Source organism: Sphingobium agri (genome assembly GCF_023051225.1).
Taxonomy (GTDB): domain Bacteria; phylum Pseudomonadota; class Alphaproteobacteria; order Sphingomonadales; family Sphingomonadaceae; genus Sphingobium; species Sphingobium agri.
This window is the reverse complement of record NZ_JALKHS010000006.1, coordinates 40,592-56,524: the sequence shown is the minus strand read 5'-3', so window position 1 is coordinate 56,524 and position 15,933 is coordinate 40,592. Positions and strand designations below refer to the sequence as shown.

The following is a 15,933-nucleotide window of genomic DNA, read 5'->3' as shown; positions in this document are numbered from 1 at the left end:
TCACGTCTGGTTAGCAGCCGCCATCCGTTAAAATGACAGAGCTTCGGCAAGCTGGCTTTCACGCTGACGTAAAGCTCATTTTTTTCCTCAATTTGGGGCTATCAACTCTAGGATATTTCCGCCAGTTGCATGGTTGATGAGGGAGTTTGTTGGGAGGCGCATGTTGGACGACCGGCTTGCGAAACTGTCCGATGTGCAAAAGCAGTGCATTCGCCTCAGCGGCGAAGGCAGGAGCTCGAAGGAAATCGCGCCGCTCGTCGGCCTTACCCACCAGACCGTAGATCAGTATCTTCATCGAGCACGACAGGCATTGGGGGCGGCAAACAGGCGGGAAGCTGCCCGGATCCTCTCGGAAATTGAGAATGGCCGGACATTCAAGAGATTTGAATTCAAGCCGAAAGCCGTTGTCGAAGAGCCCGATTCTGCCATTCCTGCCGGACCGACCGAGCAGGACGAGCGCGCCTCTGGACTGCCTGGTCTTCCCCCGATCGGAGGTAAGCCCAATGACCTAACGCCTGGAGCGCGGCTAGTCGCGATCAGCAAGATTGCCTTGTTTATCCTGATCTGCGGGCTCGCCATGACCCTTCTCCTCAAAGGCGCCTTCGTCGCATTATCCTGACGACCGGCTCCTGCTCTCCCACATCACGAACTTAGCAACGCAGGCCCGTGGAGGGTTTGCGAAGGAGACCTCATGACCGACTTCAATCCCCTTCTGGCCCGCCGCGTGGTGACGGATATCGGCCGTACGCAGAACGCTATCGATGGCGCGCTCAAGAAATTCTCCATGCTCGCAACAGATGTCCTTGAGGCTTTCGAGGACGCGAGCCTGAATGACGCTGCGTCTCAGCCTGCGCTCGAACGCCTTGCCGAAGGCTTCAAGACGATAGTTGATGGGCGCCGCGCCTTTGTCGATGTCCATCTTGAACTGATCGGCATGAAAATGGATTCCAATTTGAAGAACGTTCCGATCGGCTGCGTTCCAGGTCCGGTATGCCCGTGGATCGAACCTGCCGAGACTAATGAACTGCGGGTGGTTGCCTGACGGCGGTTTCAATGCTTTGGCCGTCCTGCTGAAAAATGGACGGCCAAAAACATGCTCCTGATCATATATTGGGCGATGACGCTATGCTGCTGTCTGTACGCAGCTATCGTAGGCGGCAGACCGGAACGCCTTGGTGCCGGGCTGATCGTATGTGTTACAGTCGTGGGCTTTTACATCGGGTTGATGGAGCAGCGTTCATGGGGACACACGGTGTACCCGCTGCTTATGCTGGATCTGATCTGTCTGCTTGGCTTCGTCACGATCGCTCTGACGAGCGATCGGTGGTGGCCGCTGTGGACGGCGGCCTGCGCGCTGGTACAGGTTGCCACTCACCTGGCGTCCGTTGCCCAGATTGGGATCTCTCCTGCCATCTATCATGGGCTTAAAGGACTATGGGCAATACCCATGCAGCTTTTCATGGTCCGCGGCATCACGCTGGACGCACGCTATCGAAGCTTTTCGAACCAGAATATCGGGGATCCACCGGCCTTGCTGCGTACCTGGCCACGAATATGGCCTCGCTAACGCATGAGCAGTTCCGAGCATTCTATCTGATCGGGCAAAATACTCAGCCAGTGGACGAGCAGGTCTGGACTGGAAGCTACACCGAGGTCGTCGTCCCCTTTCGTCAGATCGTCGGCCGGGCGATTGCGCTGGACGCCAGCGCGCTGGTGATCGCGCACAACCATCCTTCGGGCGATCCCACACCCAGCAGGGAAGACGTCGAGGTAACGCGACGGCTCTTCAATATCTGCAGGCAACTGGATATCAGGGTCCGGGATCACGTGATCGTGGGTGAGCAGAGGACATTCAGCTTTTTTAACCAGGGGCTGCTGTAAAAAGTCAGCTGCTCATTCGACTGGATGCTGAGAACGCAGGCACAAATGCCTGATCATGCAGCGAATTTATTTTGCGATCCACGCGACTCCAATTAGACTGAACAGTCGAAATCAATATCACGCGGCAGCTAAGACATGGCGACAGAAAGAGCGCGGCGTTTTCTGGATGAAGCAATAGCGGAACAGGGGCTCACTTACTCCGATATTTCCCGGCTTATCAGAAAAAACCCCGCCTATATCCAGCAGTTCATCAAACGAGGCACACCCCGCCGCCTTGATGAACAGGATCGGCGCACGATTGCGCGTCATCTTGGCGTTCCCGAGCATATGCTGAGTGGCATCGCGTCACCTGAAAGTGCGTCCATAGCTCCCCTCCGTTCGCCCAAATCCATTCCGATCCAGAGAATCCACCTTGCGGCTTCGGCAGGTACCGGAACGCTGGATGCAAACGAACAGTCGTCTGATGTGCTGGCGTTTGACTCAAGATGGCTGAGAGAAATTGGTGCTCAGGCTCCTCATGTCTCGATCATCTGTGTGGACGGCGAATCTATGGCGCCGACCCTTTGCCACGGCGATCATATCATGGTCGACCACAGCGACGGGGCCAGCAGAATGCGCGATGGTATCTATGTACTTCGGCTTGACAGCGTGTTGATGGTCAAGCGGATCGCCTTGGGGCCGAGCAAGGGGCGCTACAGCATTTTGAGCGACAACAGCTTCTACCCGAGCTGGAGCGACGTTGATTCAGAGCTTGTGACGATCGTCGGGAGGGTCGTCTGGATAGGTCGAACCCTGCGCTAATGGGCGTCAGGGCCTCACCCTTGAAGGGATGCCAGATATATCCTCCAATTCGATGAGCGGCGCGGCTGATTGACCGGGCAAAAACTCTATCCCTGCACTGAGATGTGCTGCCGCCTGTAGCAGCTGAAGCCTGTCCAATATGGCAAGACAGCTGTTTAGTATGTCAGCCAGCTGCGAGACCTGTGACGGAGAACCTGCCTCCGCACTCGATTTCCCGGGCATTTCACGCCGCCTCTGGTCTGACAGCAGCACTGAAAATGCTGCAGGTTGTTGCATCGGCGCTGATTACAGCAATCGAGGATTCTCGCAACATCTACCGCCTCCAAAATGGTTAATTTGCACTCAGTAGCAACCATCGGCTCCTCCAGCTGTCCATCACACCAGAGCAGGCGCCGGGGCACCATGTGCTGACGGTCAGACTTTGCAATTGGGGCTCATTGAGCGAGCAGGCGGAGGCATGGCGGTCATGCCTCCGCCAGTTCCAGTCGGCTTATGGCTGCCGACCTGATGGGCTCAGTGCGGGGTCGCCGCCATTCCCACCCCGCCCTCGATCCGCCTCTCAGTGCGGCGTCTCCTGCGGTCCCCGCGCTTTCCGGGTCCGGGTCCCCGTCGCTCACTCCGCTGCATCTGCGGTAGCGGCTATCACTTCAATTTCTGCGATTACCTGCAGTTCACGAAGGTATTCCGGTCGGTGTTGATCCACCCAGCGGACTATGCGGGGGTTGGAAAGCAGTGACCGGACGTATCCGCGCGCCACTGTCAGATGCAGATTGTCCACCCCATACGTGTCCTCGACCGACTTCACCTGAAGCTGCAATCGGGCGAGCTCATGCTCCATCCTAGCGAGCTGATCAGCAGAGCTACCCGCGTCCGCTGCTCTTTTCCGGCTTTTCACCAACAACCTGTCGGGGGTAGCTCCCAGAAGCGCCCTCGCGAATTGACCAGAGAAGTTGTTCTGGCCGATCATCAGTTCCGCCGCCTCAACTTGCCGCGCCGGGAGCATCTGTCGGAGGAGATCAAACACGATCGCGGGGCACTGAATATCCTTGAGGAGATCGACAGCATCCGCACTGATGCCATTGAGCAGGCGGGTACGCCGATGGATCGAACCAACATCAAGGCCAAGAGCTTTCCCGATTTGAGTCTCAGGAACTCCGCGCTCGACAGCTCGCCTGATCATGCGGTGCTCCTGCACGGGTGTGAGCCGGTTGATCCGCCTGTTATATGTGTATCCCTCGTCATCGGTTGAAACGAGGCACTCAACCTCTTCGGCCCCAATATCCCTCAGGGCCTCTATCCGCAGGTGCCCGTCAAGCAGATAATAACATCCAGGGGCGGTGGGCGCAGACGTGACAACGGGAGCCTCGACCAGACCGATCGCGCGTACGGATCCGAGAATCTGGCGGTATTTCGCACTCTCCCGCCACCCGTCCCTGAGCATCTTCAACGGGATCAGGCGATCAAGCGCAACCAGCCGCGATGTGGTTTCAAACGCGAGCCTGACCCTCCGACTTTCCGTCACAGGCTGGGCTCCTTACCAAGCCGGCTGGCGAGGACCTTAGGCAGAACAGCCATTCCCTCAGCGCGCAACAGTGTGACAAATGCTTCATTCGCCAGCAGATCTCGGAGTGCTTCCACAAGAAAGAGCAGGCGCGTCTGCGTGAAATCAGCCTTTTTGACTACGATCCGATGCTTCTCGGCTTCGGTCTGGTACAGTCTCATGAGGTCGGCCGGTGACAGGCGTCGGCCCGGCGACTTCCGACCGAGGCTTTGGCTCCTGAGCGAGCGATGCCGCCGCATTCTCGCGTCCAGGAGGCGCCGGACAGCCCCAAGCTTCTTGCCCTTCAGCTTGCCCGATGCATACGCCTCCAACAGAAGATCCTGAGCCGCAACTGTTTCAGCCCTTGCGATATCTGCTGCCAGGCTGATCGGAATAAGCCCCGTCTCAGCCGCCGAAAGCAGTCTTTCCTCGCCACGCTCCAGTAGCTGGACGACCATGTTTACCCAGCTGGCGGTGCAACCGATCTTCTCACCAATCTGACCGTCAGTATACCCGCGCCGATGCAGCGAACCGATTTCACGAAGGAGGTCGATGGGGCGATGCTGACGTCGAGCGATATTCTCGACGAGGCTCATGACCAGGCAGTCGTTTTCGTCTGCATCAATAACGACTGCCGGAATGTCCGTTTCGCCCAGAATCCGGAATGCCTCGAGCCGGCCCTCACCGCAAACAAGGTCATATCGTTCTGTTCCGGGATGCCGCCTAACGGTCACCGGGCGTTTTAGCCCCACGGCTTCGATGTTGTCCACGATCTCTCGGTGGAGTTTCCGGCTGCGGGTCCGTGGATTCAACACCTGTATGTCGGTGATCGGAATATATTCGATCGCCTGATCAGGTGCTCCGACCATCATGCTGCCTCCAGCAGATTGTATCTCTCTCCGAGACCGAAGAGCAGGTCGAGTGAATCGAATCTGTAGGCGTCAAGCATGAGACCATTTTCCTCCGCCAGCCGGAGAGCCGAGCCAAGCCGATCCAGACGCGGGAAGATGTAATAGTCGGACGCCTCCCGGTTGTTCGCATCCATTCTGACAGCAACCGTGATATCGGGCATGAGGCTGGTGTCGAAGCGGATCTGCCATCGTAGTGATCCTGACGGCCTGCGCTGGCACCGGGCGATCAGGACTGACACCGAAAACTGACCATTCACGATGAGCAGATCTTCGTCGGATTTTTCCACCAGTGCGCCGCCCGCTTCGAACCCACGAACTATATCCTGCACTACGCCGGGATGGAGGCAACGCAGCTGCCGATTGACTTCGACATACCCGTAGTCGCGCATCGGCTGATAGCCGACGAGCGAATAGGCTCTCACGAGGCTGCCAAAGCGCGAGCGATAGCTGCTGCTCGAGGGCACATTTTCAGCCTCATCGATGATAATTCCCGAGAGAAGCCCACGGCGTCTCAGGAGACCATCCAGCGCGCCCAGCATTTCTTCGTCAGTCATCCGGGCAGATCGCTCCCGAATGATGATCTGAGCGGCATTGTGCAGCCCCGGATCCACCAGCGGTCTGAACGCACGCTCAGCCCGGATCCACATCGCCGGGTCATTGCGGACCCGCTTCTTCTTGAGCTTGTTAGAAACGCGGTTCCACACATTATTCCCGATGTACTTCTCGTTGATGAGTATCTGGTGCACCGTTCCCCTCGTCCAAGGCCGCCCGAGATCAGTGCACGAGCCCGACTCATTCAGGCGCTCGGCTATTTCGCGCTCCGTCAGCTGATCCACCACAAACAGAGTGTAGATCCGGCGCACGATTGCAACTTCATGATCCGGACCCGGGTAGAGGACCACCCGGTCAGTTTGGATGCTTTTTTGTTCACCTCGTGCAAGCTCACCTTTCACAACGCCATTCTGGTCAATCAGCATTCGGCGCAACCCGAACCCTGCCGGCCCGCCTTGCCTGAAACCCAGCTCGATCAGTCTGCACTGACCGATGAAAACCTTGTTCGAAAGCTCACGGCTGTACTCGCCAGCCATCCACCGCTTGAAGCCCTTGGCCATTGTGGCCACCGGGCTGCCATCATTTTCAAACTGCTCCGCGCAGTAATGGACGTCGATGCCCGCGCGGCGACAGATATATTCATAGTAGGCGCTTTCATCGGCGTCCTGAAAGCGTCCCCACCGGCTTACATCGTAAACCAGGATGACCGAGAAGTCGGCCTTTCCTGAGGTGACGTCGTCGATGAGTCGCTGGATAGCGTCCCGGCCCTGAACGCTAAGGCCGCTCTTGCCGTCGTCGGCATAGGTTTTGGCGATCACCATTCCCCGCTGCGCAGCGTACGCGCGAATAGCGTCAGACTGATTTTCCGTTGAAAATTGCTGATGGTCGGTGGACATGCGGACATATTCCGCGGCCTTGATTAGCGGTCCTAAGTCCTTTGGATGATCTGCCGACCAGCTCTCCAAGATTCCAGATCCCTGTGTTCGGAACGAAGTGGCTAGGACGCCAGCTTCGCTCCACCGATCGGACACTGGGGTCGATGCCCCTCATGAGCCGCAATTATAGACGCGAAGGGGAGGAAAGATGTTTCCGAAAACAGGCAATGTTTTACCCTCAAAGGAGGCAAAGCAGGCATTCACCGCCATGATCTCGCAGACGCTCGTTGAGGAGCTGGGGCTGACCCATCAGGCGGTGAAGACCGCGATTCGCTGGACCGGTGCGAGCGAACGAAGCGTAAAACACTGGCTCGCAGGGACTCATGCCCCACAAGGTCCTCACCTGCTCGCGCTCATGCGACACTCCGACCGGATCCTCGGCACCCTGCTGGTTGCCGCGGGACGACAGGACGTGCTTCTTGCGGTGGAACTGTCGACTCTCAGAGAGAAACTCGTCGAGGTCGTGAATTTCATAGATCATGTAGCAGCGCGTGACTCATAGGAAGGTGCAGCGAATGTCTCTTCGCTGCACAATGCATCACCCGGAGAGCGGTTCGCCCATGACTGGCAGCACCGCCAGCCCCCGGAAGATTTCGCTAAAGCAGATGGGGCTGGGCCGCACGTGCGGCCTGATCCATATTTTGTCACGCTTCACCTCAGCGGCATTGTGCTGAGCCTGGGATGGCCTGCATATCGGTCATTCATGGGGCGGTTCTTGCGCGCTTTCCGCGCGGCATATCTGCGTAAATGTAGTAAGCAGCCGTAAGGCATTTGGTACTAGGGTAAGGCTGGGCTCGCGGGGGCGAGTGCGGCGGCGGTGAGCTGGGCATGGCGGGGAGTACGGCGGGATCTGCCCGATCATGTCTAACTGGCCTAGTTCTTCTATTCGGAAACACGCTGAGAGGGTGTGAAAGTGTTCATGTCGGGCGGGGGACGTGACGGTGAGTTGTGGGACGCCGTCCGTAACTATAAGAAAGTGTTCATCATTGTCCTGTGCGTCAGTGCCATACTGAACGTGCTGCTGCTTGGCGGCTCCTTGTACATGATGATGGTGTATGATTCGGTTCTGCCGAGCCGATCCGTCCCGACATTAGCCGGTCTCGCGATCCTGGTGATGATCGTCTACGCCTTCCAGGGCTTCTTCGAGAATATGCGCGCCGGAATGCTGGCCGATGTCGCCAATGCCGTTGAGCAGCAGCTGTCCGGCAGGGTGCAGAGCGCGATTTCGCAAATGGCGCTTGCCGGTCAGAAGTTGCCGGGCGACGGGTTGGGGCCGATGCGCGATCTTGAAAATGTGCGCGCATTTTTGTCGAGCGGCGCTGTCGCGATGATCGATTTGCCTTGGATACTCTTCTTCCTGGGCGTGTTGTTCGCGCTCCATATGTGGCTGGGCGTAACGACGCTGATCGGAGCGGCCGTGCTGTTTTCCCTGACGCTGATCACCAATCGCGTCATGAAGCAGCCCGCCGAGCAGCTTTCGCAGCTGTCGGCTTACCGCAATGGGGCAGCCGAAACGAATCTGCGTCATGTCGAACTTCTGACGGCCCTTGGCATGCGGGATCGCATGCAGCAGCGCTGGGCCCAGTTGAACAGCGCCTATGGAGCCGCACAGAACAAGCTGACACGTTCTGGCGCGGCATTGGGCGGGTTAGCCAAGATGCTACGGCTTGCGCTCCAGTCGCTTATCCTGACGGTGGGCGCATTACTGGTGCTGGATGACAAGGCAAGCGGCGGCGTGATCTTCGCCTCCTCGATCCTGTCCGCGCGCGCATTGGCGCCGGTCGATCAGGCGATCGCAAATTGGAAGGGGTTCATCAGCGCCCGCGTCGGGTGGCTTACGCTGACAGCGATGCTGAAGCGTGTACCTGCGCCGCAGCCAGTGTCGCTGCGTCTGCCCAGGCCGGACCGGAAGCTGGAGGTGGAAAAGCTGGTCGTTTTCCCGCCCGGCAGTCGCCAGTTGACCGTCAGTGGCGTCTCATTCCAACTGAACGCGGGCGATGCCTGCGCGGTGGTCGGCCCGAGCGGCGCGGGCAAGTCTTCGCTCGGCCGCGCGCTGATCGGCGCCTGGCGCCCCGCCAAGGGGACCATCCGCTTCGATGGCGCGTCGATCGGCCAATGGGATGCCGAGCACTTGGGCGAATGGGTGGGCTACCTGCCGCAATCGGTGGAGCTTCTGGATGGCACAATCGCAGAAAATATCGCGCGCTTCGATCCGGCCGCGACGTCGGAGGCGATCTTGGCGGCGGCCAAGGCGGCGGCTGTCCACGACCTGATCACGCGTCTTCCGCAGGGATATGAGACCCGCGTTGGGGTGGATGGCGAAGCGCTCTCGGGCGGACAGCGCCAGCGCATCGGCCTTGCGCGTGCGCTCTATGGCGATCCATTCTTCGTGCTTTTGGACGAGCCCAATTCCAACCTCGATAGCGAAGGCGAAGCCGCACTGGCCGCCGCCATTGCATCGGTGCGCGAGCGCGGGGGCATCCTGGTCGTGGTTTCCCACAGAGCCGATATATTAGGCCGGGTCAGCCACATCCTGTTGATGCGTAACGGCCGAATGGAAACATTTGGCCCGGCCGCCGAAATCATGGCGCGCTTGCGGCAGAAGCCTAAGCTGCGCCAGGAAAATGTCGTGGCGATGCAGGGCGCCAGTGTGGGAAAGCCATAGGATGACAACCAATCTCCCCGCCGGGCTCATGGTCCTGGATCAACCCGCGATCCCATATGATCCGGCTGAACATGTTCAGAAGAAGGTGAAGGCCGTCCTGATCGCCATTGCAGTGCTCGTCTTGGGCTTCGGCATGGCGGCCATGCTGATCCCCATCGGCGGCGCGGTCATAGCGTCAGGGCATATCGGGCTCGCGTCGCACATCAAGAAGATCGCGCATCCGGCGGGGGGCGTGATCGAGGACATCCTGGTCGACAACGGCACTCATGTCCAAAAAGGACAGGTGCTGATGCGGTTCGACGATCGCGTGACAGGAGCGGATGCGGAATATTCGAGCCTCAGCGTCGATCAAATGCTGGCGCAGCGCGCCCGGCTGGAAGCGGAACGGCTTGGCGCAAGCACCATCACCTTCCCCAAGGAGCTGGCGCCGGGTGACGCTGCTGCGCGGCAAGCCATGGCTGACGAGACCAAGCTGTTCCAGATCAGGCAGGCTGAGCAAGCTGGCACAGCGGCTCAGCTACAGGCGCGCATCCGCCAGCATCGGCAGCAGATAAGTGGCTACCAGGCGCAGATCCGCGCGCTGGAGCAGCAGGCCGTGCTGATCGAACCGGAACGCAAGGGCGTAAGGCAGCTGTGGGACAAGGGCCTCGTCACGATCAGCAGATTGAACCAGCTGGAACGCACCGCCGTCGACCTGCAGGGTAGCGTGGGCGCCTTGCGCGCCAGCATCGCCCAGACCGAAGCGCGCATCACCGAGGCGCAGGAGCAGATGATCCAGCTTGGCGCAACCCGGCGCTCGCAGGCAGGCACGGACCTGGCGCAATTGAACGCCGCGCTGAACCAGCAGCAGATGCGCAGCGTGTCGGCCCTGGACGCGCAGGACCGCAGCGTGGTGCGCGCGCCCTATGGCGGCGTGGTCGACAAGCTCGCCTTCAACACGATCGGCGGGGTTGTGAAACCAGCCGAAGTCATCATGGAAATCGTGCCGGACAGCGATCAGCCTCTGGTCGAAGGAGCGGTCTCCCCTGCCGACATCGATCATGTCCATGTCGGCCAAGCCGCGCGCATCCGCTTCACCGCCTTCAACAATGCAGCGTCGCCGGAAATTCGGGGCAAGGTGACCTTCGTGGCTGCCGACCGGGCGACCGACCCGCAAGGACAGGTTAGCTTTTACCCTGTGCGGGTCGAAATCGATGAGGCGCAGCTGAAGAAATATCCCGAGCTGAAGCTCAAGCCCGGCATGCCTGCGGAGCTGTTCATCGAAACCGGAAACCGGACGATGATCTCTTACCTCACGAAACCGCTACGGGATCAGTTCGCAAGGGCATTCCGGGACGAGTGAGCAGCAGCCCAAGGTCTCGGCGGCGCATCATAGATGGCAGAGGCTGACGATTTGAGGCAACTGTCAGATCAGATGCCGGTGGCCGGGAAGCGCGGAACGATGCCATTATCTTCAAAGAAGGTAGAGGCTTGGTACAGCGTGGGTCCGGCATAGGCTGGCGCGTCGGGCGAAGCGATCATCCAGGCGACCGTGCGCCCGGTGTCGGCGGGGGTGTAAGACGGCAGTCCGCCGCCAAAACCCTTGGCGGCTTCGCCATATTGCGCAGTCATGGCTTCGGTGATGGTGAGGCCGGGCTGTATGTGGAAGCTCGCAATTCCCTGATCCCGATATTCCAGATCGACAAACTCCGCGAGTTTGCTGAATGCCGCTTTTCCCGCGGCGTACAACATGCCCCAACCGCCCTCGCTGAGTTTTCGTTCGCACAGCATACTGCCCGCGCCGCTGGTGATGAAGACGATCCGGCCGCCGCCTTGTTTCAGCATGGGGTCCAGCACCCGCTGCGTGATGTGCATTTGATTGACCATCAGCCCGCGCATGGCCGTCTCCGCAATGTCCGCATCGATCGCGGAAATGGGCGACATGATGGCGGGAGATTGAAAGATCGCGTTATTGAAAAGCCCATCGATCCTGCCCCATTTGGCGAGGACAGCATCTACCGCAGCATCGATGGATACTCGGTCCAATATATCCATCTGTATGCCCAGCGCCTCGCCGCCCGCGGCCTCTACCTCGCGCACGGTTGCTTCGATGCTGCCGGGCACGGTGATAGCCTTCGAACCGCTGGGGCTCCCGAGCCGCCCCTCCCCCTCGCGCAGGGTGCGGCCGGTCACCGCGACGGCAAAGCCGCTCCTTGCTAGTTCAAGTGCGGTCGCCTTGCCAATGCCGCGAGTGGCTCCGGTCACCATTGCAACCTTACGCATGGCCAAAGCTCCTGATGATCGTAGGGGGGGCAGATTTTGCCCGTCGTTGTTCCTGCAAATCGGTGCCCTGGCAAGCCAAAGCAGGACCAGCCGACGCGCGAGCAATTTACCCGAACCTTTTTTGTAACGCTGTCGAACCGAAACGCTTCTGCCACTTGACAAAGGTTGATCATTGTCAACTATTAGGGGCAGGTGGGCCGGCAGTCGCGCGCTTCCCGGACGCGGCTTTGAAGGAGAAGCTGCCGGAGTCGCGGCTACATCGCACCATTGAGACGCAATGAGAGAAACCTTTAGAGAGAGTATCAGGCTATGGCCCACACGAAATTCCACCTTGGCTATTTCACCAAGTTCGGCGCCACCTCATGGCCGGGCGACGGCAAGGAATTCGGCTCGCAATGGGCGGATGGGTCCTACCATAAAGAACTGGCCAAGATGCTGGAGGCCGCGAAGTTCGACTTCGTCTTCTTCGAGGACAGCCTGATCGTCGGCGATCGTTACGCCAACTCCATGGAACTCGACCTCAAGAACGCGACGCTTTCACCCAAGCTCGATCCGCTACCGCTGCTGCCTCTGATGGCGCAGGATACGTCGCACATCGGCCTGATCGCGACGGCTTCAACCACTTTCTACCCGCCCTACCTGCTCGCCCGGCTGCTTTCTACGATCGACTCCCTGACCAAAGGACGCGCCGGGTGGAACATGGTCACGTCCAGCGAGCGGAATGCCGCCATGAACTTTGGCATGGACAAGCTTCTGCCGCCCAACGAGCGCTATGACATTGCCGATGAATTTGTCGAATTGTGCAAGAAACTGTGGGATAGCTGGGAAGAAGGCGCGCTGGTCGCGGATACTGAGACAGGCGTCTATGTCGACCACAACAAGGTTCACACCGTCAATTTCGAGGGCAAGCATTTCCGTTCGCGCGGTCCGCTGAACACGCTGCGATCGCCACAGGGCTATCCCGTCCTCGCGCAAGCGGGCGCTTCCGAACGCGGAAAGCAGTTTTCATCGAAGAACGCCGAAGTCGTGCTGGGCATGATGACAGGCGGCGTTCCGGGCATGAAGGCCTATCGCCAGGAAATCCGTGACCGCGCTGAAAAGCAGGGGCGCAATCCTGACGACATCAAGGTCTTTTTCCTGACGCCGGTCGAAATTTTCCCCGAAGGTGGAGAGCGACCTGAAATGACCGAGGCCGAAAAGCAGTCGGCGTTCGAGCATAATATCGTGATGGCGTCCTCTTCGCTGGACGTCGACTTCTCCCAATATGACGTGGATGCGCCAGTGCCGCAGGACATTACTGCTGGCGGCCACACCAGCGCCCTTGAATATATGAAGAAGGCGGGCCGCGAAGAGGGCAAGTCCCTGCGCGACCTGTTCTCCGCGGGCAAGGGTGCGAGCGGCATGGACTTCAGCGGCACCGTCGAACAGGTTGCCGAGAAGATGATGGCGGTGATGGACGAAGTGGGCGGCGATGGCTTCCTGATCGAGGGTTCAGGCTACAACCGCCAGCTGCCAGACCTCGTCAACGGCGTCATCCCTGCCCTGCAGAGGGCAGGTGCGGTGCGCACCGAATATGAGGGCACGACGCTACGCGAGATCCTGCGCGAATTCTAAAGCGACTGGCGTGGCGCGGTACGCTGTTCCGCGCCGACGCTTCAAATTTTGAAGCTGGAGCGCGCCCGCACATAGCGGCGCGCTCCAGCCGTTTTTGGCATGTGCTGGTCCCAGCGGAAATCCCAGCCGCTGTCCATGTTACGAAGCAGCATGACGATTTTCACGACCTCATCTTTCGGGGAAAAGCCTTGCTTGGAACGCGGCACCCGCTGCTTTAGGGTTCTCGCAAACGGTCTGAAAGTCGTGGGCCGGGCGGGGAGGAATGCGTGACTGAAACCGACAAGATCGTAGCGACCTTGGCGATATATGCCCTGAAAGCACGCTACTTCCGCTCCATGGACAACAAGGATTGGCCCGCCCTGGAGGCGGTCTTCGCACCCGACCTGATCGCCGATTTCCGCGACGCCGCAGGGGAACGCGACGAGAGCATGCTGATCCACGGCGCTGCGCCTTATGTTGCGCGTCTCGCGCCGATGCTGGAGAAGGTCACGACCGTTCACCACGGCCATATGCCCGAAATCCACATCGAAACGGACACGCAGGCCAGCGGCATCTGGGCGATGGAGGACAAGCTGTGGGTTCAGGAAGGTTCGCCCCTGCCCTTCCGCTGGATGCATGGCTACGGCCATTATCATGAGCGCTATGTGCGGCTGGCCGACGGCTGGCGCATCAGCGAAATCCGCCTGAGCCGCCTGCGCATCGACGCGGGCTGACGGCCCTTACAGTTCCTCCAGCGCCGCGCTGGCTTCAATCCAGCTTTCCTCGATCGCCTCCAGCTTCTTTTCGACGGAGGCGCGGCGTACCATGAGGTCGGTCGTCGTCATCTTCGCCTCGGCACCCGTCGCCGCCTTGGGATCGAACAGCGCCTGATCGATCCGGCTGCGTTCGGCGGAGAGCGTCGCCATCTCCTTTTCCGCCTTGCTGACCGCTGCCTTTAAGCTCTTCTGCTTTTCGCGCCACTCGGCTGCGTTGCGCTTTTCCGCCTTGCGATCCGCCTTTGGCGCATCCCCGCCGCTGCCGCCGCCATCGGCCTTGCGCAATATGATGTCGGTATAATCGTCCAGACTGCCGTCGAACGGCTGGGCCGTGCCGCCGTCCACCAGAACGAGGCGGTCGGCCACCAGTTCGATCATGTGGCGATCGTGGCTGACGATGACGACGGCGCCCGAATATTCATTGAGCGCCTGCACCAGCGCCTCGCGGCTGTCGACGTCGAGGTGGTTGGTCGGTTCGTCGAGGATCAGGAGGTGCGGCGCATCGCGCGTGATCAGCGCCAGCGCCAGCCGGGCGCGCTCGCCACCCGACATGGAGCCGACCTGCTGCGTCGCCCGCTCGCCGGAAAAGCCGAAACGGCCGAGCTGCGCGCGCACCGCGCCCGGCGTCGCGCCTTTCATCACGCGCGTCATGTGCTGGAGCGGCGTGTCGGCGATGTCGAGCTCCTCCACCTGATATTGGGTGAAATAGCCGACATTCATCTTGGCCGAACTGTTCATCGACCCTTCCATCGGCGCGAGCTGCGCCGCGATCAGGCGGGCAAGCGTTGTCTTGCCGTTGCCGTTGCGGCCAAGCAGCGCCAACCGGTCATCAGGGTCGATGCGCAGGTTCACCCGGCGCAGCACTGGCGTGTCGCCATAGCCGACCGCCGCCATGTCCATGGTGATCAGCGGCGGGCGCAGTTCGGGCGGGCTGGGAAAGGCGAAGGACAGGGTGGGGTCTTCGATCGCGGCGGCGATCGGCTGCATCCTTGCCAGCGCCTTGGCCCGCGACTGGGCTTGCTTGGCGGTCGAGGCGCGGGCGGAGTTGCGGGCGATATAGTCCTGCAACTTCTCGCGCTCGGCCTGCTGCCGGGCGCGGGCCGCTTCCTGCTGCGCCAGCCGTTCGGCGCGCTGCCGCTCGAACGCGTCGTAGCCGCCGGGATAGAGCGTCACCTTCCCGCCTTCCAGATGCAGTATATGGTCGACGACATTGTTGAGCAGATCGCGCTCATGGCTGATCACGACCACGGTGCCGCGATAATTTTTGAGGAAGCTTTCCAGCCACATCGTCGCTTCAAGATCGAGGTGGTTGCTCGGTTCGTCGAGCAGCAGCAGGTCGGGCTCGGAAAAAAGCAGGGCGGCGAGCGCGACACGCATTTTCCAGCCGCCCGAATAGCTGTCGAGCGGCCGCCCCTGCATTTCTTCGTCGAAGCCAAGGCCCACCAGAATGCGCGCGGCACGGGCAGGCGCGGTATAGGCGTCGATCGTCGTCAGCCGCTCATAGATATGGCCGAGCCGGTCCGGGTCCTGCGTGGTTTCGCTTTCCGCCATCAGGGCAGCGCGTTCCTTGTCGGCTTCGAGCACGGTTTCGAAGGGGGTCGCCGTCCCGGCGGGCGCTTCCTGCGCGATATAGCCAAGGCGCGTGTCGCGCGGCATGTCGCAACCGCCATCGTCGGGATCGAGTTGCCCGATCATCACCTTCATCAGCGTGGACTTGCCCGCGCCGTTGCGGCCGATCAGGCCGACGCGGCTGCGCGGCGGCAGCGCGGCACTGGCGCGGTCGATGATGGTACGGCCACCCAGCCGCACGGTGATATCCCTGAGATTCAGCATGGGACGCCCTCTAGCAGAGCCGCGCGGAGTGGTGAAGGTGCAGGCGGGGAGTTTTGCAGTCACGCGGGACGTTGCGAAGTTCACACTGTTGTGGCCGACGCATTTGCGTGAGTACGGACGGGTGGCGTCGATTTCGCAATAGGAAAATTTTTGCGAAATGACGCCCCGGACCCATGGGGCGGGG

Annotated in this window: 15 protein-coding genes; 10 read left to right on the top strand and 5 right to left on the bottom strand. The window is 60.3% G+C overall.

Annotated elements, in window-relative coordinates; genetic code table 11:
- Nucleotides 1-160: 160 nt before the first annotated feature.
- The 5 genes from MU848_RS03595 to MU848_RS03575 all read left to right on the top strand — a co-directional run bounded on the left by MU848_RS03595 (nt 161) and on the right by MU848_RS03575 (nt 2,682).
- Entirely contained in the window at nt 161-619 is a 459-nt protein-coding gene (locus MU848_RS03595; protein ID WP_247230250.1) for a helix-turn-helix domain-containing protein, read from the top strand.
- A gap of 72 nt (nt 620-691) precedes the next feature.
- A complete protein-coding gene (locus MU848_RS03590; protein WP_247230249.1) occupies nt 692-1,042 on the top strand; it encodes a hypothetical protein in 351 nt (116 codons plus the stop codon).
- Nucleotides 1,043-1,093: 51 nt separating this feature from the next.
- Nucleotides 1,094-1,567 (top strand): hypothetical protein, encoded by a 474-nt coding sequence (locus MU848_RS03585; RefSeq protein WP_247230248.1) that lies wholly within the window; start codon nt 1,094-1,096, stop codon nt 1,565-1,567.
- Entirely contained in the window at nt 1,555-1,881 is a 327-nt protein-coding gene (locus MU848_RS03580) for a JAB domain-containing protein (RefSeq protein ID WP_247230247.1), read from the top strand. Before MU848_RS03585 ends, MU848_RS03580 begins: the two co-directional genes overlap by 13 nt.
- 135 nt (nt 1,882-2,016) lie before the next feature.
- Nucleotides 2,017-2,682 (top strand): S24 family peptidase, encoded by a 666-nt coding sequence (locus MU848_RS03575; RefSeq protein WP_247230246.1) that lies wholly within the window; start codon nt 2,017-2,019, stop codon nt 2,680-2,682.
- A 613-nt stretch (nt 2,683-3,295) separates the two neighbouring features.
- On the opposite strand, the gene MU848_RS03570 is transcribed toward MU848_RS03575, so the two are convergent.
- The 3 genes from MU848_RS03570 to MU848_RS03560 are packed head-to-tail and all read right to left on the bottom strand — an operon-like array spanning nt 3,296 to nt 6,716.
- Nucleotides 3,296-4,204 (bottom strand): plasmid partitioning protein RepB C-terminal domain-containing protein, encoded by a 909-nt coding sequence (locus MU848_RS03570; protein WP_247230245.1) that lies wholly within the window; start codon nt 4,202-4,204, stop codon nt 3,296-3,298.
- Nucleotides 4,201-5,094: a plasmid partitioning protein RepB C-terminal domain-containing protein gene (locus tag MU848_RS03565; protein ID WP_247230244.1), complete on the bottom strand. Its 894-nt coding sequence runs from the start codon at nt 5,092-5,094 to the stop codon at nt 4,201-4,203. Before MU848_RS03565 ends, MU848_RS03570 begins: the two co-directional genes overlap by 4 nt.
- Nucleotides 5,091-6,716, bottom strand: a complete 1,626-nt coding sequence (locus MU848_RS03560; RefSeq protein WP_380800162.1) for a recombinase family protein — start codon at nt 6,714-6,716, stop codon at nt 5,091-5,093. Before MU848_RS03560 ends, MU848_RS03565 begins: the two co-directional genes overlap by 4 nt.
- Nucleotides 6,717-6,768: 52 nt before the next feature.
- On the opposite strand from MU848_RS03560, the gene MU848_RS03555 reads away from it, so the two are divergent.
- The 3 genes from MU848_RS03555 (at nt 6,769) to MU848_RS03545 (ending at nt 10,627) form a co-directional block, all read left to right on the top strand.
- Nucleotides 6,769-7,122 carry a hypothetical protein gene (locus MU848_RS03555; protein ID WP_247230242.1) on the top strand — a complete coding sequence of 118 codons (354 nt, stop codon included), beginning with the start codon at nt 6,769-6,771 and terminating at the stop codon, nt 7,120-7,122.
- 417 nt (nt 7,123-7,539) lie between these two features.
- Nucleotides 7,540-9,285 (top strand): type I secretion system permease/ATPase, encoded by a 1,746-nt coding sequence (locus MU848_RS03550; RefSeq protein WP_247230241.1) that lies wholly within the window; start codon nt 7,540-7,542, stop codon nt 9,283-9,285.
- 1 nt (nt 9,286) lies between these two features.
- Nucleotides 9,287-10,627: an HlyD family type I secretion periplasmic adaptor subunit gene (locus tag MU848_RS03545; protein WP_247230240.1), complete on the top strand. Its 1,341-nt coding sequence runs from the start codon at nt 9,287-9,289 to the stop codon at nt 10,625-10,627.
- A gap of 68 nt (nt 10,628-10,695) precedes the next feature.
- Here MU848_RS03545 and MU848_RS03540 read toward each other — a convergent pair whose 3' ends face one another.
- Nucleotides 10,696-11,547 (bottom strand): SDR family oxidoreductase, encoded by an 852-nt coding sequence (locus tag MU848_RS03540; protein WP_247230239.1) that lies wholly within the window; start codon nt 11,545-11,547, stop codon nt 10,696-10,698.
- A 309-nt stretch (nt 11,548-11,856) separates the two neighbouring features.
- Between MU848_RS03540 and MU848_RS03535 the strand changes: the two genes are divergently transcribed.
- Together MU848_RS03535 and MU848_RS03530 are read left to right on the top strand one after the other, a co-directional pair.
- A complete protein-coding gene (locus MU848_RS03535; protein ID WP_097092328.1) occupies nt 11,857-13,161 on the top strand; it encodes an NtaA/DmoA family FMN-dependent monooxygenase in 1,305 nt (434 codons plus the stop codon).
- 266 nt (nt 13,162-13,427) lie between these two features.
- Nucleotides 13,428-13,874: a nuclear transport factor 2 family protein gene (locus tag MU848_RS03530; protein WP_247230238.1), complete on the top strand. Its 447-nt coding sequence runs from the start codon at nt 13,428-13,430 to the stop codon at nt 13,872-13,874.
- 6 nt (nt 13,875-13,880) lie between these two features.
- Here the strand turns inward: MU848_RS03530 and MU848_RS03525 are convergent, their stop codons facing one another.
- Nucleotides 13,881-15,749, bottom strand: coding sequence for an ABC-F family ATP-binding cassette domain-containing protein (locus MU848_RS03525; RefSeq protein WP_097092329.1), 1,869 nt, complete (start codon nt 15,747-15,749; stop codon nt 13,881-13,883).
- Between the last annotated feature and the right edge of the window lie 184 nt (nt 15,750-15,933).

Bases quoted from the DNA above. Each gene is read 5' to 3' on its own strand.
- MU848_RS03595 (WP_247230250.1), top strand. From the start codon at position 161: ATGTTGGACGACCGGCTTGCGAAACTGTCCGATGTGCAAAAGCAGTGC.
- MU848_RS03590 (WP_247230249.1), top strand. From the start codon at position 692: ATGACCGACTTCAATCCCCTTCTGGCCCGCCGCGTGGTGACGGATATC.
- MU848_RS03585 (WP_247230248.1), top strand. From the start codon at position 1,094: ATGCTCCTGATCATATATTGGGCGATGACGCTATGCTGCTGTCTGTAC.
- MU848_RS03580 (WP_247230247.1), top strand. From the start codon at position 1,555: ATGGCCTCGCTAACGCATGAGCAGTTCCGAGCATTCTATCTGATCGGG.
- MU848_RS03575 (WP_247230246.1), top strand. From the start codon at position 2,017: ATGGCGACAGAAAGAGCGCGGCGTTTTCTGGATGAAGCAATAGCGGAA.
- MU848_RS03565 (WP_247230244.1), bottom strand. From the start codon at position 5,094: ATGATGGTCGGAGCACCTGATCAGGCGATCGAATATATTCCGATCACC.
- MU848_RS03555 (WP_247230242.1), top strand. From the start codon at position 6,769: ATGTTTCCGAAAACAGGCAATGTTTTACCCTCAAAGGAGGCAAAGCAG.
- MU848_RS03550 (WP_247230241.1), top strand. From the start codon at position 7,540: ATGTCGGGCGGGGGACGTGACGGTGAGTTGTGGGACGCCGTCCGTAAC.
- MU848_RS03545 (WP_247230240.1), top strand. From the start codon at position 9,287: ATGACAACCAATCTCCCCGCCGGGCTCATGGTCCTGGATCAACCCGCG.
- MU848_RS03540 (WP_247230239.1), bottom strand. From the start codon at position 11,547: ATGCGTAAGGTTGCAATGGTGACCGGAGCCACTCGCGGCATTGGCAAG.
- MU848_RS03535 (WP_097092328.1), top strand. From the start codon at position 11,857: ATGGCCCACACGAAATTCCACCTTGGCTATTTCACCAAGTTCGGCGCC.
- MU848_RS03525 (WP_097092329.1), bottom strand. From the start codon at position 15,749: ATGCTGAATCTCAGGGATATCACCGTGCGGCTGGGTGGCCGTACCATC.